Origin of the sequence: Bittarella massiliensis (ex Durand et al. 2017) (genome assembly GCF_001486165.1) — a bacterium.
Taxonomy (GTDB): Bacteria; Bacillota; Clostridia; order Oscillospirales; family Ruminococcaceae; genus Bittarella; species Bittarella massiliensis.
This window is the reverse complement of the sequence record NZ_LN908976.1, coordinates 202,238-228,163: the sequence shown is the minus strand read 5'-3', so window position 1 is coordinate 228,163 and position 25,926 is coordinate 202,238. Positions and strand designations below refer to the sequence as shown.

Genomic DNA, 25,926 nt, shown 5'->3' with positions numbered 1-25,926 from the left:
CGCCGCGCCCGTAAGAGGCGACGACTGCGCAGACGGGGTGGCCGCTCTGCAGCAGGGCCGCCAGACCGGCGGCGCCCGCCCGGTCCATGTCTACGAGAATGGGTGACACAGCAAACACTCCTTTTCTCTGTGGTGGCCCCGGCAAAGGCGGAGGGCGGCCGGGGCCCTTGATCGACTCTAGTATACCAGAGGTCAAAGAGGGGGCGAAAGGACGGGCGTCCCTCTTTTTGCGTTTGTCCCCCTTGGGGGGATGTGGTATAATAAAAGCAATTGAAAGTTGACAGAACGGGCAGCGCGGGACGGCTCCCGCGCCGCTGTAAAGGGGGTGGGGAGATGGGCCGCGCGAGTGCACAAGAGCTGTTGTCCACCTGCCCGCCCGAGGTGGCCGCCGGCATTGAGCGGCGCACCTTTCCCCACGGGGCCCACCTGGTGGAGATGGGGCAGCGGGGGGGCCGGGTCTACCTCCTATTAGAGGGGGCGGCCACTGTTTCCACCGTGGGGGAGAGCGGCGCCGCCATGGTGCTGAGCATCTACCGGGCGGGGGACATGGTGGGCGAGGCCGAGGTGGTGGACGACCTGCCCGCCATGGGCCAGGTGGCCGCCCTGGGGGAGTGCCGGGTGGCCGCCATGAGCCGGGAGACCTTTCTGCGCTGGCTGAAGGCGGACGAGCGCTTTGCCCGCTTTGTGGTGGGCGGCCTCTCCCGCAAGCTCTACGACTTTTCCGACAAGGCGGTGACCAACATCACCACCCCCCTGCGCCACCGGCTGGCGCTGCTGGTGGCAGAGGCCCCCGGCGGGGTGCTGCGGCTGGACAAGGAGATCGTCGCCGCCCAGTTGGGCACCAGCGTGCGCAGCCTCAACCGCACCATCAAAGAGCTGGTGCAGGAGGGGCGGCTGCGCTATCGGGCAGGGGTCCTCTCCCTGGTGCAAAGGGGCGAATAAATTACAATCTTGTCACATTGCTCCAAAAACACCTTGGAGGAGTTGTGCAATCTGGTAAAGTGCGGTATAATGACCGCGTAAAGATGAGCGGTCGGCGCAGGGCCGGGGGCGGCGTGCCCAGTTGGACCCGCAGCCAAAATCGTAACAAATTCTTCATCTCCGTTTAAGCGGTTTGATGGGCGCCATCGGCTATAGTGATGGTGCGGGAATGAACACCACAGGACAACATGGGGGAATCACAGATGAATGTGTTGATTTTAACAGGTCACTTTGGGCAGGGCCATTTTTCTGCTGCCCAGACACTGGGCGATGAGATACGGCGTTCCTTCAGCGATGTGAACATCACCCTGCGGGACATCTTTGAATACACCATCCCCAATTACAGCAGCCGGCTCTACCAGGGCTACACCCTGCTGGTCAACCGGGCCGGGAAACTCTACAACTGGTACTACAAGTTCACCGAGAATTGGAAGCGGGACATCCACCCGCCCTTCTGCCGGTACTTTCAGGCCAAGCTCAAGACCCTCATCGCCGAGACAAAACCGGACATGATCGTCTCCACCCTGCCGTTTTGCTCCCAGTTGGTGAGCCAGTACAACCTGAAAAACGGCCAGAATATCCCCCTCATCACCTGCATCACCGACGTGAGCACCCACCGGGAGTGGATCAACCCCAGCACCACCATGTACCTGGTGCCCTGCGAGGCGGTGCGCCAAAACCTGATCGAAAAGGGGATCGCCCCGGGCAAGGTCTTCATCAGCGGCATCCCGGTGCAGGAGCAGTTCAAGGCCAACGTCCACCCCCTGGCAAAGGACGGCAAGCACCTGCTCATCATGGGCGGCGGGCTGGGGATGCTCCCCCGCGCCAAGTCCTTCTACCAGGGCCTCAACGGCCTCAAGGACGTCAAGACCACCATCATCACCGGCAAGAACCGGGACCTCTACCAGCGCATCCACGGCAGGTACGAGAACATCGAGGTGGTGGGCTACACCGATCAGGTCTACCGCTACATGCAGGAGGCGGATCTGGTCATCTCCAAGCCGGGCGGCATCACCCTGTTTGAAACCGTCTTCTCCGAACTGCCGATTTTGGTGTTCAGCCCCTATCTGCAGCAGGAGATCAAGAACGCGGCCTTTATCGAGAACCAGAAGATCGGCCTGGTGCTCCCCACCCGGCCGGAGGAGTGCGTGGAGGAGATCGAGCGGGTCATCCACAACGACACCCAGCTGGAGCGGCTGCGCGCCAACATGCAGACCTTCAAGGCCGGCATCGACTCCGACGCCATCCTCAAAATCGTCACCGGGATGCGCAGCGGGTTGGAGGTGCGCGCCTCGTGATCCCTCTCGCTACCACCCAATCGGTACTGGCGGCCGGCGCAGCCTGCGCGGCCGCCTATTTTGTGGCCCCCAGCCTCTCCTGCAAGGCCTTTAGCCGCTCGGTCTGGCGGCAGACCGGCCGCCCCGGCAAGCTGCTGCTCACCTTTGACGACGGCCCCGACCCCCGCTACACCCCGGCCCTTTTGGACCTGCTGGGGGAATGGGGGATCCCCGCCTGCTTTTTTGTGGTGGGGGAGAACGCCGCCGCCTGCCCGGACCTCATCCGGCGGATGACAGCCGAGGGGCACGAGGTGGGCATCCACTCCTACCGGCACGAGAACGCCCGCTTCCGCCGCCCCTCCTTTGCCGGGGCGGACCTGGAGCAGTCCCTCGCCGCCCTGCGGGAGCTGGGGACAGAGCCGCGCTACTACCGGCCGCCCTGGGGCAACTGCAACCCCTTTACCCTCTACGAGGCCCGGGCCCGGGGGCTGGAGACGGTGCTCTGGAGCGTCATGGCCCAGGACTGGGAGCGGGGGGCCACCCCCCGCCGCACCGCCCAGCGGCTGCTGAGGCGGGTGGGCAGCTCGTCGATCATCTGCCTGCACGACCGCAGCATGGGCAAGAGCGCCGACGACACCGCCCCGGGTCGGACCATCCAGGCCTTGCGGCTGGCGCTGCCCGCCCTGCAGCGGGCCGGTTTCACCTTTATTCTGCCGGAGGAGATGGCGCGATGAACCAGAGATCCCCCCTGGGCGACAAGAAGAAGTTCGCCCTCAACCTGACCCTCTTCGGCGCCCTGATCGCCCTGACCTTTGTGGTGCTGCTCTGGGGCAGCGACCTGCCCGCCCTCTGGGCGGTGATCCGCCGGGCAAACCCCCTCTACCTGCTGCTGGGGCTTTTGTGCATGTTCGCCTTTGTCAGCTGCGAGGCCTGCAACACCCACCTGGTGCTGGGCTCCCTGGGGAAAAAGCTCTCCTTTGGCCACTGCCTGCAGTCGGCCTTTGTGGGGTTTTACTTCTCCTCCATCACCCCCTCGGCCACCGGGGGGCAGCCCGCCCAGGTCTACTACATGCAGCGCGACAAGGTGCCCCTCTCCTTGGCCTCCCTGAACTTTCTGCTCATCACCGTCTGCTACCAGGCGGTGATGCTGGGCTACGGCGGGGCGATGTTCCTCCTGCAGCGCGACTTTGTGAGCCAGAACGTCAAGGGGATCGGCATCCTGCTGGTCTACGGCATCGCCGTCAACGGGCTGTGCATCGTCGGCATCACCTGCGCCATGTTCTCCCACAAGCTGGTGCGGCGCTTTTGCTACTTTGTGCTGCGCCTCCTCTGCCGCCTGCGGCTGTGCAAGCACTTTGAGGAGACCGCCGCCCGGCTGGACAGCCAGTTGGAGCAGTACCGCGAGGGGGCGGCCCACATCCGCCGCCACCCCACCGTGCTGCTGCGGGTCCTCCTCTACACGGTGGCCCAGCTCACCGCCCTCTACCTGGTGCCGGTCTGCGTCTACAAGGCGCTGGGGCTCTCGGGCTATTCGGCCCTGCAGATCCTGGCGGTGCAGGCCCTGCTGACGGTGGCGGTCTCCTCCCTTCCCCTGCCGGGGGCGGTGGGGGCCCAGGAGGGGGGCTTTGTCACCCTCTTTCGCCTCTTCTTCGGGGCCGAACTGGTGCTGCCGGCCATGCTCATGAGCCGGGGGATCAGCTTTTACGCCTTCCTCCTCATCAGCGGTGGGGTCAGCATGGCGGTCCACATCCAGTTTTTGAAACACCGCCAGCAGCAGCGGGCCGAGGTGAAGGCGGGGGGTTGAACCCGGGAACGAAAACTCCAACAGGGGCGGCGCAGGCCGCCCTTTTTTTGCGCTCGATCGGGCCCGGTGGCGGCGCTGCAACCGGGGTTTGCCCATCTGCCACCCCGGTTTGCTGGACGGATGGCGGCTTCACCGACTATAATGGACAGCGAGAGAGGAAGGGGAGTGGCAAGAGATGACCTTTGGGGAAAAGTTGCAGCGGCTGCGCTGCAGGGAAGGGCTCTCGCAGGAGCAGTTGGCCGCCTCGCTGGGGGTCTCCCGGCAGGCGGTCTCCAAGTGGGAGCTGGGAGAGGCGGTCCCCGGGACCGAGAATGTGGTGGAGATCAGCCGTCAGTTCGGGGTGAGCACCGACGACCTGCTGCTGGCGGAGAGGGACCTCCCCCCGGCCGCCCCGCCCCCGGCGGGCGAACAGGCTGCCTCTTATACACATCGAGATGGGCATAAGAGACATCAGACCATCTCTTTGAAGCGGGCGGGGTCGATTTCGGTGATGAGGGTACAGTTTTGGGGGTTGCCGCTGCGGCCGTCGAAGTCGTAGAGCAGCCCGCCCCAACCGGGCCCTGCTGATCGCCGGCGTCTGCCTGACGGCCCTGGGCGGGCTGGGGGACCTGGTGCTCTGGGTGCTCTCCACCATGATCGAGAGCGGCGTGCCCGCCGCCTCGATGGACAGCCTGGGCCGCATCTGGTACACCACCCAGCAGGTCTATGCCTTTTGGCCGTTCATCGAGGGGAACCGGCTGCAGGCAGTGCTGGGCCTCTGCACCCTCTCCCTGTTGGCAGGGGCGGCCCTGCTGGGTGCATTCCTCTGGCGCAGGCGGCAGGCGAGGGCAGCCGCCTGTAACCGGGGCGCTTGAGGAGGAGCGGTCGGAATGGAAAAGAGAGGGGGCGGAACTTCCCAAATGAGGGAGGCCGCCCTCTCTCTTTGGCGTTTGGGGACGCCGCCGTGTCCGGGGGAGGTCCCCCCGGACAGAGGATAGGAAAAGGTTCCTCAGCCACCCATCCCACCCGATAACTGCCCCATATTCCAATAGATGGGGGAGAGGGTCCCGTGGCCGCCTATCTCACCAATAGCTGTCCCACCTCCCAGCAGATGAGAAAGTGGCCCTCGCCACCACGGAGAGAGCGCGGCTGGAAGGGCAGCGCCCATCCTCCCACAAAAAAGGGGCGGGGGCGAACCTTCTGGGAGTTCGCCCCCGCCCCCCTTGAAAAGAGGAGAAGAGAAAATGAAAAAAGTGGGAAAGCATTTGAAACGGGCTGTTTTCTAGTAGAGCTGTTGTCTGCCCTGGGGGAAGGTCTGTGTGGCGTCAGACCCGCCGTAGCTCCCCTGGCCGCTCAGATCGTCCCCGCCGCCGGCCATCAGCTTTTCGAGGATCGGCTTGGCGGTGTCGATGGGGATGGCAAATCCCAGCCCCTCGATGCCGGTGCCCGAGGATTTGGCGTTGACGATGCCGACGAGTTCGCCGTTTTTGTCAAACAGCCCGCCCCCCGAGTTGCCGGGGTTGACGGCCGCCGAGGTCTGCAGCAGGGTCATGGTCTCGCCGTCGACGGTGATGTTGCGGTCCAGGGCGCTGATGATGCCGTCGGTGACGGTGCCGCCCAACGCGCCCAGCGGGTTGCCGATGGCCACCGCCAGGTCGCCCACCTCCAGGGAGGAGGAGCTGCCGAGCACGGCGGCCTGCAGGCCGCTGGCCTCGATTTTGATGACCGCCAGGTCGTTTTGCGAGTCGGTCCCCACCAGGGTGGCGGGGTACTGGGTGCCGTCGGAGAGGGTGACGGTGATCTTGGAGGCGCCGCTGATGACGTGGTTGTTGGTGGCGATGTAGCCGTCAGCGGTGAGGATGACGCCGCTGCCGGCGCCGGTGGCCACCGACTGCTGCACCCGGCCGTAGTAGCCCTGCATCGTCTCGGTGGTGATGGCCACCACCGAGGGGGCGGCCTTGGCGGCCACCGAGGAGACGGTGCCGCTGTTCTCGCCGGTGCTGGTGTTCTGGGTGGGAACGCCCTGGTAGAGGACCGGGGAGCTGCCCGAAAGCTGCCGGGTGAGCAGGTTGCCCGCCACGGTGCCGCCAAAGCCGAAGAGGCCGGCCCCCATACAGCAGGCCGTCACCAGGGCGGCGGTCTTGGCCTTGGCCCCCATCTTTTTCCGCGCCTTCTTGGGGGGCGGGGCGTAGGGGGCGGGACCTGCGGAATAGGGGGCGTAGGGCGAATAGGGGGCCGCTGGCTGGGACGGATCGGGGGGAGGGGAGGTGGGGTGCTGTTGATTCCAAAATTGGTCGTTCATGGCGGGTGGGCCTCCTTTTGTCTTGTTCGCTTTCGGTGATTCTAGGATACCGGCCCTCTGTGAAAGCTGGATGATGAAAAAATGAAGCAAAAAGGCGGATTTTGTAAAGGATCTGTTTCCGGACCCGCGAAATGGGGCGGGGGGATGAACAGGGTGTAAAGGGCGGCCCCAAGGGGCAAAAAAGCGGGCCCCGAGCTGAAGCCCGGAGCCCGCTTTTCCCCTTTGCCGCCAGCGTCTGTCAGCGGCCGGAGACCGAGAGGCCGTCCACCCAGACGGTGGGGGAGCCGATCTGCCCGGCGCCGCCCGGCGCGTCGAAGGCCAAGTCGTCGGCCAGCCCCCGCACGTCCTTCAAGAGCTGGTAGAAGTTGCCCGCCACGGTGATGCCCGAGACCGGCCGCCCCAGCTGTCCGCCGGTCACCAGGTAGCCCTTGGCCTCCAGCGAGAAGTCGCCGGTGGTGGGGTTGGCCCCGGCGTGCAGCCCCTTGACGTTGGTGATGAAGACACCCTCCCCCATCTCCGCCAACAGCTGTGCGCGGCTGCGGTCCGAGGGGGTGAAGTAGAGGTTGGTGGGGGTCACCCCCAGGGGGGCGGAGGCGCCTGCCTTGTAGGCGTTGGCGGTGGTCTCCGCCCCCAGCAGGGCGGCGGTCTTGCGGTTGTGCAGCAGGGTCTTGAGCACCCCTTTTTCAATGAGGTCCTTGCCGAAGGTGGGCACCCCCTGGTCGTCAAAGCGCCGGTGGAGGATGGCCTCCATGCAGAAGGGGTCGTCCCGCAGGGTGAGGACCGGGGCGGCCACCGCCTCCCCCTCCCGCCCCTTTAAAAGGGAGAGCCCCTTCACCGCCGACAGCCCGGAAAAGACGCCGGAGAAGGTGCCCAGCAGGTCGCAGGCCACCTCGGGTGCCAGGGCCACGGCGTAGCGGCCGGTGTCGGCGGGCTCGCTGCCGATGAAGGAGAGGGTGGCCTCCACCGCCTTCTGGGCGGCGCTCGGCAGGTCGAGGGCGGAGGGGTCGGGGGCGGAAGTCACCTCGTACTCGTTGTAGGAGCGGCCCCCCTCTTTGGCGGTGGGGCCGATGACCCCCACGGCGTAGCAGGTCTCGTCGGACAGGTCCAGCCCCCGGCTGTTGCTGTCTCTTATACACATCTAGATGTGTATAAGAGACAGCGCCGAGGGCGTCCGGGGCCCTTGGTGGACGCTAGTATACCAGAGGTCAAAGAGGGGGCGAAAGGACGGGCGTCCCTCTTTTTGCGTTGGTCCCCCTTGGGGGGCTCTTGGTTCACGACATGACTTCTTTACAAAATCCGCCTTTTTGCTTCATTTTTTCATCATCCAGCTTTCACAGAGGGCCGGTATCCTAGAATCCTGTCTCTTATACATCTCGAGGCAGGCCCGCTCGGCCGTCAGCACCTGGCGCTGCAGCTGGCTGTAAAGGGCCTCGGGCTCCGAGAGGCCGTCGGTCTGGGCGGCAAAGCCCTCGGCCGGGGCGCAGATCTCATCGATGTCTGCGTTCTGGGTGGCGCGGGCGCTGTCCAGGGCGCTCTCCACCAGCCAGCTCGCCTCCTCGGGGGAGAGGACCTGGGTGGTGGCGTACCCCATCCTCCCGCCGGCGAGCAGCCGCAGGTTGACGGCGAAGTCCTGGTCGCTGGAAAAGGTGTCCACCTCGCCCTCGTGGGCGGCCACCTCCATGGTCTTGTTGCGGACGCTGTAAAGCTCGAACGCCTCCGCCCCCGCCTCTCCGGCCCGGCGGGCCACCTCTTCTTTAAATGCATCGAAGGTCATGTTATTTCCCCCCCACTGTGATCTCTCTGACGCGGATGAGCGGCTGCCCCACGTTGGTGGGCACCGAGCCGCTGGCGGCCCCGCACATCCCCTGTCCGTGGGCCAGATCCTTGCCCACCATGTCGATGTCCAGCAGCACCTGGGAGCCGGTGCCGATGAGGCTGGCCCCCCGCACCGGGGTGGTGATTTCCCCGTGCTCCACCAGGTAGCCCTCGCTGACGGCGAAGTTGAACTCCCCGGTCACCGGGTTGACCGAGCCGCCCCCCATCTTCTTGCAGTAAAGCCCTTTGTCCATGGAGCGGATGATGGCCTCGTTCTCGTCGGGCCCGGGGGCGATGAAGGTGTTGCGCATCCGCGAGACCGGAGCGTAGCGGTAGGATTCCCGCCGGCCGCTGCCGGTGGAGGGAAGTCCCATCCGCCGCCCCCCCAGCCAGTCGACCATATAGCTTTTGAGGATGCCGTTTTCGATGAGGACGGTGCGCTGGGTGGGGTGGCCCTCGTCGTCGATGTTGGTGGAGCCCCAGGCCCCGGGGAGGGTGCCGTCGTCGATGGCGGTGACCTTCTCCCCGGCGATCTTTTCGCCCAGCCGCCCGGCGAACTCCGAGTTGCCCCGGCCCACCGCCTCCGACTCGAGGGAGTGGCCGCAGGCCTCGTGAAAGAGCACCCCGCCAAAGCCGTTTTCAATGGCCACCGGCATCCGCCCGCCGGGGCACTCGGGGGCGTGGAGCATGGTCAGGGCGGTGCGGGCGGCCTCCCTGGCGGCGGCCTCCACATCCACCTCCCCGGCAAAGATCTCGTACCCGGCGCTGCGGCCGGGCCCCTCGAAGCCGGTCTGGTTCTGCGCCCCGTCGGAGGCGACGGCGCTGATCCCCATCCGGGTGCGGGCGCGCCGGTCCTCGGCCCAGAGGCCCTCGGTGTTGGCGATCAGCACCCGCTGCACCCGGTCGGCCAGGGTGGCGCTGACCTGGGCGATCTCCTCCCCGCAGCTGCGGGCGGCCCGGTCGGCCAGGTGGAGGAGGGCCGCCTTCTCGGCGGTCTGGACCTCGGTGGGGGAGAGGCGGCAGGGGTGCAAGTCGTCAAATGACAGGGGGACAAAGGGCTGGGGCCGCACCAGGGCGGGGCCGTCGCAGCAGGCGGCAGCGGCCTCCCGGGCGGCCTTCAAAAGCCCCTCTCTGCCCACGTCGGCGGTGGAGACATAGGTGGAGCGCAGCCCCTTGACCACCCGGATGCCCGCCCCGCGGATGTGGTTTCGCAGGGCGTTTTCGATTTTTTGGTCGATGAGGTTGACCGAGTGGGTGTGGGTATCCTCCCAAAAGAGCTCGGCAAAATCCGCCCCCTGGGAACAGGCGGCGGCCAGCACCTCCTCCACCAGGGCGGGGGAGGGCGGTTGAAAACGGCGATCGGACACGGCGTATTACCTCCTTTGGCGCCCGCCTCAGCGGGGCGGGCAGGTGATTTGTACCATCGTCTGTTATTATAGTCAAAATTGTGCTAAAATACAAAGCGAATGAGCGCCCTTGCCGCCGGAAGGGGGATTGTAACCAAACGGTAACCCAATCGGGGCGGCGGGTGTGCTACAATACCGACAGAGGGACGAAACCGGAGGAGGGATGACCTGTGGCCCACAAAAACCGCCTGTCGAGGCGGGTCCTGCCGCTGCTGTTGGCGGCGCTTTTCTGCCTGAGCGGCTGTACCTTCGGCCTCTCCGCCTCGGTGGAGGACTTGATGAAGGCCCCCCTCTTTTCCAAGGAGCAGCAGGCCATCATCCAGGCGCTGAACCGGGGCACCAAGGGGGAGATCAAGCTCAGCTACCCCAAGGAGGGGGCGTACCGCACCCCCGTCGTTCTCTTCGACATCAACTCCGACGGGGTGGAGGAGGCGCTGGCCTTCTACACCGAGAAGGACAAGGTCAACGTCCACCTGGCGGTCCTGCAACTGCAGTCGCACGAGGACGGGGAGAGCGAGTGGAACATCGTCTTTGACCAGGAGGGGCGGGGCAACCAGATCGGCTTTGTCCGCTTCGACCACATCAGCCACCTCTCCTATTACAACATCCTGGTGGGGTGGAACGTCTTTGGCGAGAGCAACAACAGCCTGGCCATCTACGGCTACCAGCAGGGGGAGGACGGCGAGCACATCGTCGAGTTCATGAGCCGGGAGTACGAGCAGTTTATCTGCGAGGACATGGACGGCGACTACTTCTCCGAGCTGGTCTTCCTCTCGGCCTCCCGCACCGAGGAGGGGGTCAAGGCCGCGGTCTACAAGGACGTGGGCCGCTCGGCGGTGGAGAAGGTGACCGAGCAGACCCTGGACCCCCGCATCGTCGCCGTGCGAAAGCTGGCGGTGGGCAGCGGGGAGAGCGGCAAGCTGCTCTACATCGACGGGCTGACCAAGGAAAACCTGCTGGCCACCGAGGTGCTGGCCTACCAAAACGGCGTTTTGAGCCTGGTGCAGCGGGAGGCGGTGGTGAGCCAGAGCCAGCGCCAGAAGACCGAGCTCTACAGCCAGGACATCGACCGGGACGAGAAGGTCGAGGTCCCCATCTTTACCGCCGACAAGAAGGCCAGCCTGGTGCAGATGCGCCCGGCCTCCGGCTACCAGGTGGACTGGTACGAGGTGGGGGAGAAGCGGTTTGTCTACGACCGCACCACCTATGAAAACGAGGTCTACAAATTCCGGCTGACCCTGCCCGCCCAGTGGCAGACCGGGGTCACCTTTGAGAGCAACCTGGACAACACCGTCATCACCTGCAAGCGGGGGGATGCGGTCCGCTTCTCCATCCTCCGCCTCCCCCGGGACGAGAGCGCCCAGAGCTACCAGTCTTCCGGCTTTGAAAAGATCGGCAGCAGCGGCAACTACATCTACTACTGCAAGCCGCAGGAGGACAGCAACCGGGAGTCGATCCTCAACGTGGTCAAGAGCGGGTTTTCCATTCTCAACTAACGACAGACAGGAGGGGCTTTGCGTGGCAAAAAAGACGATTTTGGTGGTGGAGGACGAGGAGAACATCCGCGAACTCATCTGCCTGAACCTGCAAAAATCGGGGTTTGAGGTGCTGGAGGCCGGCACCGGCGAACGAGCGCTGGAGGTCTTTGCCGAGCGGGGAGAGGGCATCGACATGGTGATGCTGGACATCATGCTCCCCGGCATCGACGGGCTGAGCGTCTGCCGCCAGATCCGCGAGAAAAACAGCGCGGTGGGGATCATCATGCTCACCGCCAAGACCCAGGAGATGGACAAGATCAGCGGGCTGATGCTGGGGGCGGACGACTACGTCACCAAGCCCTTCAGCGTCTCCGAGCTGATGGCCCGGGTGGACGCCATCTACCGGCGGGTCTCGCTGCAAAACAGCCGCCCCCAGGAGGAGCTGGAGGTGGGGCCCTTCACCCTCAACCTCAAGAGCCGGATGCTCTTCAAGAGCGGGCAGCCGGTGGAGCTGACCCAGGTGGAGTACCAGATCATGGAGCTGTTCCTGAAAAACCCCGACGCGGTGTTGGGGCGGATGGAGATCTTGCAGAAGATCTGGGGCGACAACTACTACGGCGACGACAAGATCATCGACGTGAACATCCGCCGGCTGCGGATGAAGATCGAGGAGGAGCCCTCCCACCCCCGGCACATCAACACCGTCTGGGGCGTGGGCTACCGGTTCAAAGCGTAAAGAAGGCCCGCCCCGCCGCCGCGCGGGGCCCGGGCGCGAAGGGGAGTTTTCATGCAGAGCGTAACCAAGCGGTGGATGCTCAATTTTCTCACCATCATCGTCGTCATCCTCACCGTCGTCATGCTCCTCATCGTGGTGGGGGTGCGGGAGTTTTACTACTCCAGCGCCCAGCAGGTGCTGACCTCCCGCATCGAGGTGATGGTCAACGCCATCAAGTACCGCACCAGCGACGCCCTCACCCCCCAGGAGCGGGTGGAGCAGGTGATCACCGGCTTTGAGGAGAAGACCAAATACGAGGTGATGGCCCTGGACCGAAACGGCGCCCCCACCGTCACCTCCAGCGGGTTTTACCCCGGCGACACCTTCACCGGGGTGGACTACGCCCGCGCCCTGCAGTCGGACAACGGCTACGGGGTCTACACCGGCCGGGCGAAGGACGCGGGGAACGTGATGTCGGTGTGCTATGTGTCCGACAGCCTGGGGGACGGCGTGGGCGGTATCCGGCTGGTCTGCGACCTCTCCCTGGTGGACGGGGAGATCTTCAAGACCGCCCTCTTCTTCCTCCTCTTCTCCACGGTGGTGGTCCTCTTCGTGGTCCTCTCCAGCACCTACTTCATCCGCTCCATCGTCACCCCGATCGGGCAGGTGGGGGTCATCGCCACCAAGATCGCCTCGGGGGATTTCAGCGTCCGCCTCAAGACCCAGCACAACGACGAGATCGGCCAGCTGTGCAACATCATCAACTACATGGCCGACGAGTTGCAGAAGGCCGAAGAGGTGAAAAACGACTTCATCTCCCAGGTCTCCCACGAGCTGCGCACCCCCCTCACCGCCATCAAGGGCTGGGGGGAGACGGTCCTCGACGCCGACCCGGTGGAGAACCGGGACACGGTGGAGCGGGGCATCCACGTCATCCTCAGCGAGACCGACCGCCTCTCGGGGATGGTGGAGGAGCTGCTGGACTTCTCGCGGATGCAGAGCGGCCGGCTGACCCTGGTTCTCTCGAAAATCGACGTCCTGGCCGAGCTGGAGGACGTGCTCATCATGTTCGGCGAGCGGGCCAAGCGGGAGGGGGTCACCCTGGAGAGCGAGCTGCCCGAGTTCGTCTCCCCGGTGTTCGGGGACAAAAACCGGCTGCGGCAGGTCTTTGTCAACATCCTCGACAACGCCCTCAAGTACAGCGAGAAGGACGGGACCATCCGCACCTCGGCGGCCGAGGAGACTGGCTACGTGGTCATCCGCATCGCCGACACCGGCCTGGGCATCCCCCGCAGCGACCTGCCCCGCATCAAGGAGAAGTTCATCAAGGGCTCCAACAGCCGCCGGGGCACCGGCATCGGCCTGGCGGTGGCCGACGAGATCATCGCCCTGCACAAGGGCCTTCTGACCATCGACAGCACCGAGGGGGAGGGGACGACCGTCACCATCTCCATCCCGGTGATGGACAAAAAGGTGGATTCCACCACCATGCAGATCGCAAAAATAGATGAAGAGGAGATACGGCGTTATCGTGAACAGCAACAACGGGACAAATAGCGGGCCCCGCCGCACCAAGATCGGCGGGCAGGCCCTGATGGAAGGGATCATGATGCGGGGGCTGGACTGTTACAGCGTGGCGGTCCGCCGCCCCGACGGGGGGATCGAACTGGAGGTCAAACCCGACAAGCACCTGGCGCGGTGGTACAGCCGGGTGCCCTTTGTGCGGGGCATCTTCAACTTTGTCTCCACCCTGGTGCTGGGCTACACCTGCCTGATGCGCTCGGCCGAGATCTCCGGCGCCCTGGACGAGGAGGAGCCCCCCAAGGCCCCCGCTCCGGCGAACGAGGGGAGCGGCGAAGGGGAGAGCGCCCCGCCAACCGGCGGGGGCGAGGAAGCGCCCTCGGCAGCCCCCGCCCCGGTGGGCGAGGGGAGCACGCCGGAAGGGGCCGGCAGCGGGTTGGAGATGCCCTCCTCCCCGGCCGCCGCCCCCAACGGAGAGGGTGAGGGCGCGGATGCGCGCGGAGAGCGGCCCGCGCCCCTACATACCGCCGCCCCGGCGGCGGAGAAAGAGGAGAAGGGCTTGGGGGCCGGCTTCTCGGTGGCGGTCAGCGTGCTGGCGGTCTTTTTGGCCCTGGCCCTCTTCATGGTGCTGCCCACCGCCATTGTGGGGGGACTGGGCAAGCTGGTGGAGCTGGGCCGCTGGCGCACCCCGCTGGAGGGGCTGGTCAAGCTCTGCATCTTCCTGGGGTACATGGCCCTGGTCTCGCGGATGAAGGAGATCCGGCGGATGTTCGAGTACCACGGGGCCGAGCACAAGACCATCGCCTGCTACGAGCACGGCGAGGCCCTGACGGTGGAGAACGTCCGCCGCCACCGCCGCTTCCACCCCCGCTGCGGCACCAGCTTCCTGCTGATCGTCATCCTGGTGAGCATCCTGGTCTCCTCCTTTGTCTCCTGGCAGAGCCTCTGGCTGCGCATGGCGCTGAAGGTCCTCCTCCTGCCGCTGGTGATGGGCATCTCCTACGAGATCATCAAGTACGCCGGCGGGCACGACAACCTCCTCACCAAGGTCCTCTCGGCCCCCGGCCTCTGGCTGCAGCGCCTCACCGTCAAGGAGCCGGACGACTCGATGATCGAGGTGGCGGTGGCCGCCATGGAGGCCGTCATCCCCCAAAACGGGGAGGACGACCGGTGGTAGAGCCCCGCACGGTCCGCGCCCTCTGGCGGGAGGGGGAGGCCCTGCTGCGGGAGCAGGGGGTGGACGCCCCCAAGTTCGACGCGGCCGAGCTCCTCTGCCACGGGGCGGGCTTTCCCCGGGGCGAGCTGCCCCTGCACCTGCGTGACGAGCTGTCCGCGGCCGCGGTCCAGCGGGTGCGGGCCCTCTTTGCCCGCCGCGCCCGGCGGGAACCGCTGCAGTACCTGCTGGGCTGCTGGGCGTTTTACGGCCACCCCTTCCGGGTGGGGGAGGGGGTGCTCATCCCCCGGCCGGACACCGAGTGCCTGGTGGAGGCGGTGCTGGCCCGGGCCCCCCAGGGCCCCTGCACCATCGCCGACCTCTGCAGCGGCAGCGGCTGCATCGCCGTCGCCCTGGGGGCCGCCCTCCCCCAGAGCCGGGTGTTGGCGGTGGAGAAGAGCGGGCGCGCCTTCGGCTATCTGCAGGCCAACATCCGCCTGAACGGGGCCGCGAACGTCTGGCCGGTGCGGGGGGATGTGCTGCGCTACCAGGGGGTCTGCCCGCCGCTGGACGTGTTGGTGGCCAACCCCCCCTATATCCGCCCGGAGGAGATGGAGACCCTCTCCCCCGAGGTGCGCGCCGAGCCGCGGGAGGCGCTGGAGGCCCCCGAGCGGGGGCTGGCCTTCTACCGCCACTTTGCCGTCGCCTACCGCCCGGTCCTCCGCCCCGGGGGGCTGCTGGCGGTGGAGATCGGCTGCGGCCAGGGGGCCGAGGTCTGCGCCCTCTTTCGCGGCCAGGGGTATGAGGGGGTCACCTGCCTGCAGGACCTGGGCGGCCTGGACCGGGTGGTGCTGGGCCGGCGGCCAAAATAGAAGAAGCAGGGGGCTGCGGCGGAGCCGCGGCCCTCTTTTTTTGCCCTTTGGGGGGCGGGCGGCCCGGGGACGCCGGTTTTTTCTGCCAGGGACGGCAAAGGCCGCTGAACGCTTGCGGCAGCGGGAGAAATGCAGTATAATAGCTCTGTAATGGCAGTCGCGGCCCGGGCGGCGCGGCCGTCTTTTTTGGAACTGCTGTCTGCGCCATGCCCGCCCCGGCGGGAATGGTTCTATTTTTATCAACAGAGTGAACGAACGTTTGGGAGGACGATCCATGGCGGAAAAGAACAAGGCCAAGGAGACGGCTCAGGAGAGCCGTCAAAAGGCGCTGGAAACAGCTCTGGCCAACATCGAAAAACAATTTGGCGCGGGCGCTGTCATGCGCCTGGGCCAGCACTCCACCCTGAACATCGAGGCCATCTCCACTGGCAGCCTGTCGCTGGATATGGCCATCGGCGTGGGCGGGGTGCCCCGGGGCCGGGTGGTCGAGATCTACGGCCCGGAGAGTTCGGGCAAGACCACCGTGGCCCTGCACATCGCCGCCTCCGCCCAGAAGGAGGGGGGCACCGCCGCCTTCATCGACGTGGAGCACGCCCTCGACCCGGTCTACGCCGCCGCCCTGGGGGTCGACATCGACGCCCTGCTGGTCAGCCAGCCGGACACCGGCGAACAGGCCCTGGAGATCTGCGAGGCGCTGGTGCGCTCCGGCGCCATCGACGTGGTGGTCATCGACTCGGTGGCGGCCATGGTCCCCAAGGCCGAGATCGAGGGGCTGATGGGCGACAGCCACGTGGGGCTGCAGGCCCGGCTGATGAGCCAGGCCCTGCGCAAGCTCACCGGCATCATCGGCAAGACCAAGTGCGTGGCGGTCTTTATCAACCAGCTGCGCGAGAAGATCGGCGTCATCTACGGCAACCCCGAGACCACCGCCGGCGGCCGGGCGCTGAAGTACTACGCCTCGGTGCGCATCGACGTGCGCAAGGCCGAGACCCTCAAGGTGGGGGGCGAGTTCGTGGGCAACCACACCAAGGCCAAGATCGTCAAGAACAAGGTGGCCCCCCCCTTCAAGATAGCCGAGTTCGACATCATGTACGGCACCGGCATCTCCAAGGAGAGCGAGATCCTCGACATCGGCGTCAACATGAACATCATCCAGAAATCCGGCGCCTGGTTCAGCTACAAAGGCGAGCGGCTGGGCCAGGGCCGCGACAACGTGAAGAAGTACTTTTTGGAGCACCCGGAGGTGGCCCAGGAGATCGAGGCGACCATCCGCCAGAACGCGGCCGAGGCCGAAAAGTCGCTGATGCCCAAAAAGCCCGCCGCCCCGGCGGCCGCCCCTGCCCCTGCCTCAGCCCCCAGCGCCGCCCCCGCCCAGCCCGCCCCCGCCGTGATGGACATCGACATCGAGGTGGAGGACTAGGCCATGCCCGAGTGCGGCGAGATCACCGGGCTGGAAAAGACCAAGCGGGGCCGGTACAGCGTCTTTGTGGACGGGGAATTCCTCTGGTCGCTGGACGGGGAGACCCTGCTCAAGAGCCGGGTGCGCCCGGGCGCGGTACTGGAATACGCCTATTTGGAGGAGGTCAAGGCCCAGTCCGACGCCGTGGGCTGCCGGGAGAAGGCCCTGACCCTGCTGGGCCAGCGGGCCTACGCCCGGGGGGAGCTGGTGGAGCGGCTCTGCCGCGACTGGCCCCGCCCCACCGCCCGCCAGGTGGTCGCCCAGCTGGAGGAGGCCGGGCTGGTCAGCGACGGCGACTACGCCTTTCGCCTGGCCGACGAGCTCTACCGCTATAAGCACCTCTCCCGCCGCTTCATCGAGCTGGAGCTGCAAAAGCGGGGGATCGACCCCGCGCTCTGCCGGGAGGTGCTGGACGCCGGCGGCTTTGACGACGGCGCCAGCATCCGCGCCCTGCTGGAACAGAAGTACGCCGCCCGCCTGGGCGATCGGGCGCAGCGGCAGAAGGTGCTGGCCGCCCTGGCCCGCCGCGGGTTTGGCTACGGCGACTGCCGGGCCGCCATGGAAGAATACGACACCGATTACGAGACAGGAGACCCTTATGTCGATTAATGTGGGAATGGTCTCGCTGGGCTGCCCCAAAAACCAGGTAGACGGCGAGATCCTCTTAAACCTCATCCAACAAGATCCCGAGTTCGCCCTGCAGGGCGACCCCGAACAGTGCGACGTGGTGCTCATCAACACCTGCGGCTTCATCGACGACGCCAAGCAGGAGTCCATCGACACCATCCTCGAGTTCTGCGCCCTCAAAGAGACCGGGCGGCTGCGGTGCGTCATCGTCACCGGCTGCCTGGCCCAGCGCTACAAGGAGGAGATCCTGCGAGAGATCCCCGAGGTGGACGGGGTGGTGGGCATCGGCTCCAACGCCGAGATCGTCTCCATCATCCGGCGGGCCCTGGGGGGCGAAAAGGCCCAGTCCTTCGGCAGCGAATACGACCTGCCCCTGGGGGGCGGCCGCATCCTCACCACCCCGGCCCACTACGCCTACCTGAAGATCTCCGAGGGCTGCTCCAACCGCTGCACCTTCTGCGCCATCCCCTACATCCGGGGGGACTTTCGCTCCCGCCCCATCGAAGAGGTGGTGCAGGAGGCCGGCGAACTGGCCGATTTCGGGGTCAAAGAGCTGATCGTCATCGCCCAGGACACCACCCGCTACGGGGAGGACCTCTACGGCGAGCCCAGCCTGGCCCGGCTGCTGCGGGAGCTGGTCAAGCTGCCCTTCCGCTGGATCCGGCTGATGTACTGCTACCCCGACCGGATCACCGACGAGCTGCTCTCCATCATCCGCGACAGCGACAACATCGTCAAGTACATCGACATCCCCCTGCAGCACACCAACCGCGAGGTGCTGCGGCGGATGGGGCGCAAGGGGGACGACCGCTGGGTGCGCTCGGTCATCGAGCAGATCCGCCGCGAGGTCCCCGGGGTCTTTATCCGCACCACCCTGCTGGCCGGTTTCCCCGGCGAGACCGAGGAGCAGTTCGAGGAGCTCTGTCGGTTTGTGGACGACATGCGCTTTGAGCGGCTGGGCTGCTTTGCCTACTCCCAGGAGGAGGGGACCCCCGCCGCCCGGCTGGACGGCCAGCTCGAGGAGGAGGAGAAGCGGGCCCGCGCCCAGCTCATCATGGACAAACAGACCCTCATCATGGGCGAGTACTGCCAAAAGAAGGTGGGCGCCCAGGTCGAGGTGATGGTGGACGGCTACGACCCGGAGGAGTTTTGCTATGTGGGGCGCACCCAGTACGACGCCCCCGAGATCGACGGCACCGTCCGCTTCTCCTCCGAGCGGGAGCTGGAGCCCGGCGAATTCGTACAGGTGCTGGTGGAGGAGGCCGACGACTTCGACCTCTACGGCCGACTGATCGAGGAGGGGGGGAACGGCGATGAACCTGCCCAATAAGCTCACGGTCCTGCGGATGTGCATGGTCCCCTTCTTTGTGGCGGCCCTGCTCTGGCAGGGGCTGTGGCAGAACAGCTTCATCGCCCTGGTGCTCTTTGCCGCGGCCTCCCTCACCGACCTGTTGGACGGCCAGCTGGCCCGCAAAAACGGCCAGGTCACCACCTTCGGCAAGTTCCTCGACCCCCTGGCGGACAAACTGCTGGTGGTCTCGGCCATGATCTGCTTCATCGACATGGGGCTGGCCCACAGCGTGGCGGTCCTCATCGTCATCGCCCGCGAATTTGTGGTCAGCGGCATCCGCCTGGTGGCCGCGGGCGAGGGGACGGTCATAGCTGCCAACATTTGGGGCAAAGTAAAGACGGTGGCCCAGATGGCGGTGATCATCGGGGTGCTGCTGCTGTTGGGGCTGGGGCAGAACGGCCTTCTCCCCGCGGGGATCGACGTCCCCCTCATCAGCAACATCGGCATGTGGCTGGTGGCGGCGCTGACGGTGATCTCCGGCGCAACCTATGTGGTGGACAACATCGGCTGCATCAACGCCACAAAATAAAAAGACCTGCTTTTTGGCATTGTAGAATGAAATGGAATACTTTTCCATTCGCCTAGTGAAAGCGCCAAAAATCGGGGATAAAATGGGAACTGGGAAGCGAAAAATGGGGTTTATAACAGCTTATGAAGAGAATGCGCAGGAACGAAAAAGTATATAAAAGAAGACGGATCGCCGTGGCCTGTGTGGCGGCCGTGGTGGTGCTGGCGGCGGCCGTGGGGCTGACCCTGCTGCTCCACCCGTCCCCCCGCTTCACCTTTGACGGGGAGAAGGCCGCCGCCGGCACCATCACCGTCTCCTCTGCCGACATCAGCGGGGAGCTGGGGCGGGTCAAGGCATACGACTGGCTGGGAAAAGAGCGACCGGTGCAGTGTCCCGAGATCGGCTTTGCCGGGCCGGGGGAATACCCCCTGACCCTCACCGCCGAAGACGGCCTGGGCAAACAGGCCCAGTTCACCCTGACGGTGGTCTGGGAGGCGGCCCCCGAGGCCCCCACCGAGCCGGAGGAGGAGCCTGAGGAGCCCGAGACACCGTCCGGCGGGGAGGGGAGCAGCTCCTCCTCCCAGGGGGGGCAGTCCTCCGGCGGGAACACCGGCGAGGTGGTCTATTCCGGCGGGATCGTAGAGCCCGCCTCCATCACCCCGGAGGTCATCTCCAACCCCTCCGCCATCACCGCCATCGTCAACAAATACCACGCCCTGCCCGAGGGATACACCCCCAGCGACCTGGTGGCCATCACCACCAACTGCGGCAAGAACCTGCAGCTGCGCAAGGAGGCGGCCGAGAGTTGGGAGCAGATGATGGAGGCGGCCAAGGCCGACGGCATCACCCTCAAGGCCGTCAGCGCCTACCGCACCAAGGACTACCAAAACGGGCTCTTCACCCGCTACACCAGCCAGTACGGCAAGGAGTACACCGCCCAGTACAGCGCCTATCCCCGCCGCTCGGAACACGAGCTGGGGCTGGCCCTGGACATCAGCAACACCGCCGGCATCCCCGACAACTTTGAGACCACCGCCGAGGGCAAATGGCTGATGAAAAACGCCCACAACTACGGTTTCATCCTCCGCTACCCCGAGGACAAGGTCAAGATCACCCAGTACGGCTACGAGCCCTGGCACTACCGCTACCTGGGCAAGGACCTGGCCGAGACCCTCTACAAGAGCGGCCAGACCTACGAGGAGTACCTGGGGGTCAAATAGCAAATTGAATGACGCGACATGCGATGACGCGGGAAAGAGTACCCGGCATGAGAGGGCGGCGACAGAGAGGCGAGCAGCGAGCTGAGAGCGCGCCGGCCGCACCCGCCGGGGAAGGTGCCCCCGCCAGCACGCGGGCCGAACACAGGGGAGCGATCCCCCGTTCAGTAGGCCGGCGCGGTTTGGCCCCGTTAGCGGCCTCAAGAGCGAGAAACAGAAGTGGAACCGCGGACTTTTGGTACCCAAAAGCCGCCTTCGGTCGAGCGCCGGTGGACCCGGCGCCGCCGGAGGCGGCTTTTTTTGATAGAAAAGACGACAAACCCGATTGCGAGAGAAAGGGAGAAGGGCTTTTATGAAAATTTTCAACACCCTCACCAGACAGAAAGAAGAGCTGAAAACCATCACCCCGGGCCAGGTCAAGATCTACGCCTGCGGCCCCACCGTCTACAACTACATCCACATCGGCAACGCGCGGCCCATCTGCGTCTTTGACACCTTGCGCCGGTTTTTGGAGTACATCGGCTACCAGGTGACCTTTGTGCAGAACTTCACCGACATCGACGACAAGATCATCCGCAAGGCCAACGAGGAGGGGAGCGACTTTGCCCAGGTGTCCGAGCGCTTCATCGCCGAGTACAAGGTGGACGCCCAGGGCCTGGGGGTCAGAGAGGCCACCTACCACCCCAAGGCCACCGAGAACATCCAGAACATCATCGACCTGATCTCCTCCCTCATGGAAAAGGGATTTGCCTACCGCGCCGAGAACGGGGACGTCTACTTCCGGGCGGCCCGATTCGACGAGTACGGCAAGCTCTCCCACATGCCGCTGGAGGATCTGGAGGCCGGCGCCCGCATCAGCGTGGGCGAAATCAAAGAGGACCCTGTGGACTTTGCCCTCTGGAAGGCCGCCAAAGAGGGGGAGCCCTACTGGGAGTCCCCCTTTGGCAAGGGCCGCCCTGGCTGGCACATCGAGTGCTCGGCCATGGCCAAACACTACCTGGGCGACACCATCGACATCCACTGCGGCGGGCAGGACCTGATCTTCCCCCACCACGAAAACGAGATCGCCCAGTCCGAGTGCGCCAACGGCTGCGCGTTCGCCCACTACTGGATGCACAACGGCTACATCAATATTGACAACCGCAAGATGTCAAAATCCCTGGGCAACTTCTTCACCGTCCGCGAGGTGGCCGAGCAGTTCGGGTACGAGCCCATCCGCTTTATGATGATTGCCGCCCACTACCGCAGCCCCATCAACTACAGCGTCGAGGTCATCAACCAGTCTATCTCCGCCCTGGAGCGGCTCTACAACTGCCGGGACGAACTGGACTTCGCCCTCTCCCAGGCGGGGGCAGAGGGGAGCGACGCCCTGCAAAAGGCCGCGGACGAGGCCAAGGAGAAGTTCATCGCTGCCCTCTCGGACGACCTGAACACCGCCGACGGCATCGCCGCCCTCTTTGACCTCTGCAAGGAGATCAATCTCCGCCTCAACGGGGAGGAGCCCCAGCAGAAGGCCGCCCTGGAGCACGCCGCCAAGATTTTTGACGAGTTGGCCGGGGTGCTGGGCCTGCTCTACAACCGCAAGAAAAACGAGGTCACCCCCGAGATCCAGGAGCTGGTGGACCGCCGTCAGGCCGCCCGCAAGGCCAAGGATTTCGCCGAGGCCGACGCCCTGCGCGACCAGTTGGCCGCCATGGGGGTCACCCTCAAAGACACCTCTGAAGGGGTGCAGATCATCGTCAAATAGCCCCACAGGATAAAGGGCGGAAGAAAGGCGCTGGGATCGGGCGATCCCAGCGCCTTTTTTGTTTGAACGACCGGCAGGAGCGGAAAAATCAGTCCAGGGTGATCTCCCCGGCCAGGTCGGTCTCGAAGAGGGCCCGCACCTGGGCGGGGTCCTGGGTCTGGCCCAGGGCCCAAATCAGCTTGGTCACCGCCGCCACCGAGGTCATGTCCCGGCCCTGAATGACCCCCTTTTCCAAAATCCGCTTGCCGGTCTCGTAGACGGAGAAGTCGCTGGCCTCGTAGAGGCACTGGCTGCAGACCACCACCGAGATGCCGGCCTCGGTCACCTTTTGCAGCTTGCTCACCAGGTCTCGGTGGATGAAGTGCAGCCCGCCGATGCCGAAGGCCTCGATGACGATGCCGCGGTAGTCCATCCCCAGCAGCATGTCGAAGATGTCCGGGTTGAAGCCGGGGGTCAGCTTGATGAGGATGACCCGGCAGTCCAACTGGTCCTTTAGCTGGCAGAGACCGGCCGCCGGCCGCACAACCGAGGGGTTGATGCGCAGCCCGCGGGAGTCCACCTTGGCGGCGTAGGGGCAGTTGACGCTCTCAAAGGCGTCAAAGCCGGTGGTGCGCACCTTCACCGCCCGGCAGCCCAGGGACACCTTGCGGTTGAAGCAGAGGAAGATGCCCGGCTGTCCGCTGGCGGCCATGGCAAAGGCGTCGCGCAGGTTTTCCCAGGCGTCGGAGAGGGGGTCGGCCAGGGGGAGCTGACTGCCGGTGAACACCACCGGGATGGGGATCTGCGGCAGCATAAAGCTCAGGGCCGAGGCGGTGTAGGCCATGGTGTCGGTGCCGTGGGTGATGACGATCCCGTCGTATCCCAGGTGCCGCTGGTAGACCCGGCGGGCGATGACCTGCCACTCCTCCGGCTGGATGTTGGAGGAATCCAGGTTGAGCACGTCCTCGCTCTCCAGCTGGTACTGCTGCACCGAGGGGGCGATGCGCGACAGCAGTTCCCGCCCGTCCACCGCCGGGGCGAGCCCGTGTTCGGTGGGGGCCGAGGCGATGGTGCCCCCGGTGGAGAGGAGGAGGATCTTCTTTGACATGTTCAAAAACCCCTTTTCAGGTGAGATGTGGGCCCTGCCCTTGCCCCCACCGCTGCCGGAGGGAGCGACGGGCAAAGGGCAAAAAAAGAGAGGGGAACGATCTTCCCCTCCATTTTACATGGGGCCGCCGGCCATTGCAATGGCGGCGGAGAAACCCCTTCCTTTTTAAAGGGAAGGGGGACTTTGGCTCATTTTTCTTCGGTTTTTGAGGAAAGGGTCTCGGCCCTCCCGGCGGGCCATCCGCCGCAGGAACTCCTCTTTCCTCCACAAATTCCAGGGCGTCGGTCTTGCTGTCGATTGGAACCAGGGTTTTGGACTGGTATGGCGCGGCAAAGCGATGCAAGCCCTCTTGCCCGGCAAGGCTTCAGCGTTTGCTGTCGCTGGCGGGTGGGGGAAAAGGGAAAGGAGGGGGGCAAAGCCACCCCAATTTAAAGGGAAGGGGGACTTTGGCTCATCTTTCTTCGGTTTTTGAGGAAGAAGTCCCGGCTCTCCCGGTGGGCCATCCGCCGCAGGAGCTCTTCTTCCTCCACAAATTCCAGGGCGTCGGTCTCGCTGTCGATTGGAACCAGGGCTTTTGGTCGGTATGACGCGGCAAAGCGATGCAAGCCCTCTTGCCCGGCAAGGCTTCAGCGTTTGCTGCCGCTGGCGGGTGGGGGGAAAAGGGAAAGAAGGGGGGCAAAAGCCACCCCAATTTAAGGGGAAGGGGGACTTTGGCCCATTTTTCTTCGGTTTTTGAGGAAGAAGTCCCGGCTCTCCCGGTGGGCCATCCGCCGCAGGAGCTCTTCTTCCTCCACAAATTCCAGGGCGTCGATTTCGCTGTCGGCGGGCGCCAGAGGGGCCCGGCCGGTGTAGCGCAGCAAAAACATCCGGGTCTCCTGCCCGGTAAAGCCCAGACGCGCCGCCATCTCCGGCGGGAAGGAAAAGGAGATGGGCTCTGCGAAGGCGGCCTCCAGCACAAACGCCCGGCTGCCGGTCTCCTCCCACAGCTCCCGCCAGAGGGCCTCTTCGACCCCCTCTCCCGGCCGAACGCCCCCTTTGACAAACCCCCACTCGGGGGGGATGGCACCATCGCCCTGCCGGGCGTCCACCCGCACCTTTCGCGCCAGCAAAAACCGGCCCGCCCGGTCCCTGACAATGGCTCCCACCGCCTGTCGGATCACCGCATCCGTCTCCTTTTTTATAAAAGATACCGCACCGGCTGCCGGTCTGTCAAATTTTCTCGCCGGCGGGGGTATAACGGGGCGATTTTGGGGCAATGCTCTCTCTGTCAACAAGAGAAGGGGGAAGCGAACATGCAGCAGTACATAGAGGACAGGGACCGGGCGCTCTTTTCACTGGACCGTCGGCGGATCGAGGCCTACGCGCAGAAATACCAAATTTCCCTGCCGGGGGACAGCCGCTCCTTCTGGGCGGTGGTCTACAAGGCCATCCTCCAAATCGAGGGCGCGCCAGCGGGCCTGCGCCGGGCCGCCCAGGCGTGGCTGCGGTGCTGGGGGTACCGCGGGGCCGCAGCCTAGGCGCTTTAACTGGGCAAGGGGTGAGAGCAGGGGAGAGGGGAGAGGAAAAAGAAAAAAGGGGGCCGCCCGGACAATCACTTGTCCGGGCGGCCCCCTTGGCCGTCGGCGGGAAATGGGCGCAAAAAAATGCCGCCCCCGCTATTGCAGGAACAGCACCCCTGGTGGACGATGAGGGACTCGAACCCCCGACTTCCTGCACGTCAAGCAGACACTCTACCAGCTGAGTTAATCGTCCATATAACCTTTGTCCATTCGGAAAAAGAACAGAACCAGATTGTTAAAAGAACTTTAACGTCTCTTGTCCTGTGGTTGAAATTATAGTACAAGGCGGCGAAAAAAGCAAGTCCTTTTTTTCATTTTTTGCAACTTTTTTTGGCGGGGTGGGCGCGCTCCCTTTCCCGGGCTGCTCTGAGGGGGCGAAGGGGCCGGGGTGGAGGCCGGCGCGGGCCGCCCCCTGTCTCCCTGCCGGCCCACCCGCCGGGCGGGGGAGGGGGCTTCTCGTTTCCCTTGGGACAGGGCCGCTTTTCCGGTTGTTGCGCCGGGGAGTTTGTGCTATACTGATACCGTTCAAATTCTAAGATGGAGAAGTGTGCGTATGAAGATTCTGGGCATTGACCCCGGCTATGCCATCGTGGGCTACGGGGTGGTGGAGTACCGGGCCAACCGCTTTACCACCCTGGACTACGGGGCCATCCTCACCCCGGCCCACACCCCCTTCGGCGGGCGGCTGTGCACCATCTACGAGGAGATGTGTCGCATCCTCGACCTCCATCGGCCCGACTGCATGTCGGTGGAAAAGCTCTACTTCACCAACAACAAGACCACCGGCATCGACGTGGCCCAGGCCCGGGGGGTGGTCCTCCTGGCGGCGGCCCAGCGGGGGGTGCCGGTGGCCGAGTACACCCCCATGCAGGTCAAACAGGCGGTGGTGGGCTACGGCAAGGCCGTCAAGAGCCAGGTGATGGAGATGACCCGCGTCCTTCTCAACCTGAAGGCCGTCCCCAAACCAGACGACACCGCCGACGCCCTGGCCGTGGCCATCTGCCACGCCCACAGCTCCGGCTCCCTGTTGCAGGCGGCCATCGCCCGCCAGGGGCGCAGATAGCAAAC

Annotated in this window: 26 protein-coding genes and 1 tRNA gene; 19 read left to right on the top strand and 8 right to left on the bottom strand. The window is 65.2% G+C overall.

Annotated elements, in window-relative coordinates:
- The first annotated feature begins 333 nt into the window (after positions 1-333).
- The 6 genes from BN3266_RS04530 (at position 334) to BN3266_RS04505 (ending at position 4,916) form a co-directional block, all read left to right on the top strand.
- Positions 334-942, top strand: a complete 609-nt coding sequence (locus tag BN3266_RS04530; protein WP_082671655.1) for a Crp/Fnr family transcriptional regulator — start codon at positions 334-336, stop codon at positions 940-942.
- 242 nt (positions 943-1,184) lie between these two features.
- Positions 1,185-2,279 carry an MGDG synthase family glycosyltransferase gene (locus BN3266_RS04525; RefSeq protein ID WP_059004112.1) on the top strand — a complete coding sequence of 365 codons (1,095 nt, stop codon included), beginning with the start codon at positions 1,185-1,187 and terminating at the stop codon, positions 2,277-2,279.
- Positions 2,276-2,992 carry a polysaccharide deacetylase family protein gene (locus BN3266_RS04520; protein WP_059004110.1) on the top strand — a complete coding sequence of 239 codons (717 nt, stop codon included), beginning with the start codon at positions 2,276-2,278 and terminating at the stop codon, positions 2,990-2,992. The genes BN3266_RS04525 and BN3266_RS04520 overlap by 4 nt, the downstream gene beginning before the upstream one ends.
- A complete protein-coding gene (locus tag BN3266_RS04515) occupies positions 2,989-4,062 on the top strand; it encodes a lysylphosphatidylglycerol synthase transmembrane domain-containing protein (RefSeq protein ID WP_059004108.1) in 1,074 nt (357 codons plus the stop codon). The genes BN3266_RS04520 and BN3266_RS04515 overlap by 4 nt, the downstream gene beginning before the upstream one ends.
- A 175-nt stretch (positions 4,063-4,237) precedes the next feature.
- Positions 4,238-4,600: a helix-turn-helix transcriptional regulator gene (locus BN3266_RS04510; protein ID WP_059004105.1), complete on the top strand. Its 363-nt coding sequence runs from the start codon at positions 4,238-4,240 to the stop codon at positions 4,598-4,600.
- Positions 4,601-4,673: 73 nt separating this feature from the next.
- A complete protein-coding gene (locus BN3266_RS04505) occupies positions 4,674-4,916 on the top strand; it encodes a hypothetical protein (RefSeq protein ID WP_059004103.1) in 243 nt (80 codons plus the stop codon).
- Positions 4,917-5,323: 407 nt separating this feature from the next.
- Here BN3266_RS04505 and BN3266_RS04500 read toward each other — a convergent pair whose 3' ends face one another.
- From BN3266_RS04500 to BN3266_RS04485, 4 genes are all read right to left on the bottom strand, one after another.
- Positions 5,324-6,343, bottom strand: coding sequence for a S1C family serine protease (locus tag BN3266_RS04500; protein ID WP_059004102.1), 1,020 nt, complete (start codon positions 6,341-6,343; stop codon positions 5,324-5,326).
- Positions 6,344-6,581: 238 nt separating this feature from the next.
- Positions 6,582-7,481, bottom strand: a complete 900-nt coding sequence (locus BN3266_RS04495; RefSeq protein WP_059004099.1) for a TldD/PmbA family protein — start codon at positions 7,479-7,481, stop codon at positions 6,582-6,584.
- 171 nt (positions 7,482-7,652) lie between these two features.
- Positions 7,653-8,117 (bottom strand): PmbA/TldA family metallopeptidase, encoded by a 465-nt coding sequence (locus BN3266_RS04490; RefSeq protein ID WP_059004096.1) that lies wholly within the window; start codon positions 8,115-8,117, stop codon positions 7,653-7,655.
- Between the two features lies 1 nt (position 8,118).
- Positions 8,119-9,525: a metallopeptidase TldD-related protein gene (locus BN3266_RS04485; protein ID WP_368013943.1), complete on the bottom strand. Its 1,407-nt coding sequence runs from the start codon at positions 9,523-9,525 to the stop codon at positions 8,119-8,121.
- Between the two features lie 209 nt (positions 9,526-9,734).
- Here BN3266_RS04485 and BN3266_RS14215 point away from each other — a divergent pair, with 209 nt between their 5' ends.
- From BN3266_RS14215 to cysS, 11 genes are all read left to right on the top strand, one after another.
- Entirely contained in the window at positions 9,735-11,060 is a 1,326-nt protein-coding gene (locus BN3266_RS14215) for a hypothetical protein (protein ID WP_021659971.1), read from the top strand.
- A 22-nt stretch (positions 11,061-11,082) separates the two neighbouring features.
- A complete protein-coding gene (locus BN3266_RS04475; RefSeq protein ID WP_021659970.1) occupies positions 11,083-11,778 on the top strand; it encodes a response regulator transcription factor in 696 nt (231 codons plus the stop codon).
- Between the two features lie 51 nt (positions 11,779-11,829).
- Positions 11,830-13,314, top strand: a complete 1,485-nt coding sequence (locus BN3266_RS04470) for a HAMP domain-containing sensor histidine kinase (RefSeq protein WP_021659969.1) — start codon at positions 11,830-11,832, stop codon at positions 13,312-13,314.
- Positions 13,289-14,455, top strand: a complete 1,167-nt coding sequence (locus BN3266_RS14040; RefSeq protein WP_059004094.1) for a DUF1385 domain-containing protein — start codon at positions 13,289-13,291, stop codon at positions 14,453-14,455. Before BN3266_RS04470 ends, BN3266_RS14040 begins: the two co-directional genes overlap by 26 nt.
- The gene (prmC, locus tag BN3266_RS14035; protein WP_059004091.1) at positions 14,449-15,303 is read left to right on the top strand and encodes a peptide chain release factor N(5)-glutamine methyltransferase; all 855 of its coding nucleotides are present in this window, start codon (positions 14,449-14,451) and stop codon (positions 15,301-15,303) included. Before BN3266_RS14040 ends, prmC begins: the two co-directional genes overlap by 7 nt.
- Before the next feature lie 274 nt (positions 15,304-15,577).
- The gene (gene recA, locus BN3266_RS04455; RefSeq protein WP_075109677.1) at positions 15,578-16,723 is read left to right on the top strand and encodes a recombinase RecA; all 1,146 of its coding nucleotides are present in this window, start codon (positions 15,578-15,580) and stop codon (positions 16,721-16,723) included.
- 3 nt (positions 16,724-16,726) lie between these two features.
- Complete coding sequence (locus BN3266_RS04450) at positions 16,727-17,371, top strand: regulatory protein RecX (RefSeq protein ID WP_021659965.1); 645 nt, start codon at positions 16,727-16,729, stop codon at positions 17,369-17,371.
- Entirely contained in the window at positions 17,361-18,719 is a 1,359-nt protein-coding gene (gene rimO / locus BN3266_RS04445; protein ID WP_044992849.1) for a 30S ribosomal protein S12 methylthiotransferase RimO, read from the top strand. The genes BN3266_RS04450 and rimO overlap by 11 nt, the downstream gene beginning before the upstream one ends.
- Complete coding sequence (gene pgsA / locus BN3266_RS04440; RefSeq protein ID WP_021659963.1) at positions 18,703-19,269, top strand: CDP-diacylglycerol--glycerol-3-phosphate 3-phosphatidyltransferase; 567 nt, start codon at positions 18,703-18,705, stop codon at positions 19,267-19,269. Before rimO ends, pgsA begins: the two co-directional genes overlap by 17 nt.
- Positions 19,270-19,400: 131 nt before the next feature.
- Positions 19,401-20,468, top strand: coding sequence for a M15 family metallopeptidase (locus tag BN3266_RS04435; protein WP_195891603.1), 1,068 nt, complete (start codon positions 19,401-19,403; stop codon positions 20,466-20,468).
- Between the two features lie 349 nt (positions 20,469-20,817).
- A complete protein-coding gene (cysS, locus tag BN3266_RS04430) occupies positions 20,818-22,212 on the top strand; it encodes a cysteine--tRNA ligase (protein WP_059004087.1) in 1,395 nt (464 codons plus the stop codon).
- Positions 22,213-22,300: 88 nt separating this feature from the next.
- Here cysS and BN3266_RS04425 read toward each other — a convergent pair whose 3' ends face one another.
- The 3 genes from BN3266_RS04425 to BN3266_RS04420 all read right to left on the bottom strand — a co-directional run bounded on the left by BN3266_RS04425 (position 22,301) and on the right by BN3266_RS04420 (position 24,459).
- A complete protein-coding gene (locus BN3266_RS04425) occupies positions 22,301-23,299 on the bottom strand; it encodes an asparaginase (RefSeq protein WP_059004086.1) in 999 nt (332 codons plus the stop codon).
- Positions 23,300-23,727: 428 nt separating this feature from the next.
- Positions 23,728-23,904, bottom strand: a complete 177-nt coding sequence (locus BN3266_RS13740) for a hypothetical protein (RefSeq protein ID WP_154668974.1) — start codon at positions 23,902-23,904, stop codon at positions 23,728-23,730.
- A gap of 87 nt (positions 23,905-23,991) precedes the next feature.
- Positions 23,992-24,459: an NUDIX domain-containing protein gene (locus BN3266_RS04420; RefSeq protein ID WP_059004084.1), complete on the bottom strand. Its 468-nt coding sequence runs from the start codon at positions 24,457-24,459 to the stop codon at positions 23,992-23,994.
- A 132-nt stretch (positions 24,460-24,591) separates the two neighbouring features.
- Between BN3266_RS04420 and BN3266_RS04415 the strand changes: the two genes are divergently transcribed.
- A complete protein-coding gene (locus BN3266_RS04415; protein ID WP_021659955.1) occupies positions 24,592-24,816 on the top strand; it encodes a hypothetical protein in 225 nt (74 codons plus the stop codon).
- 159 nt (positions 24,817-24,975) lie between these two features.
- Here BN3266_RS04415 and BN3266_RS04410 read toward each other — a convergent pair.
- A tRNA-Val gene (locus BN3266_RS04410) sits at positions 24,976-25,051 on the bottom strand.
- A 360-nt stretch (positions 25,052-25,411) separates the two neighbouring features.
- Here BN3266_RS04410 and ruvC point away from each other — a divergent pair.
- Entirely contained in the window at positions 25,412-25,921 is a 510-nt protein-coding gene (ruvC, locus tag BN3266_RS04405) for a crossover junction endodeoxyribonuclease RuvC (protein ID WP_021661278.1), read from the top strand.
- Positions 25,922-25,926: the final 5 nt, after the last annotated feature.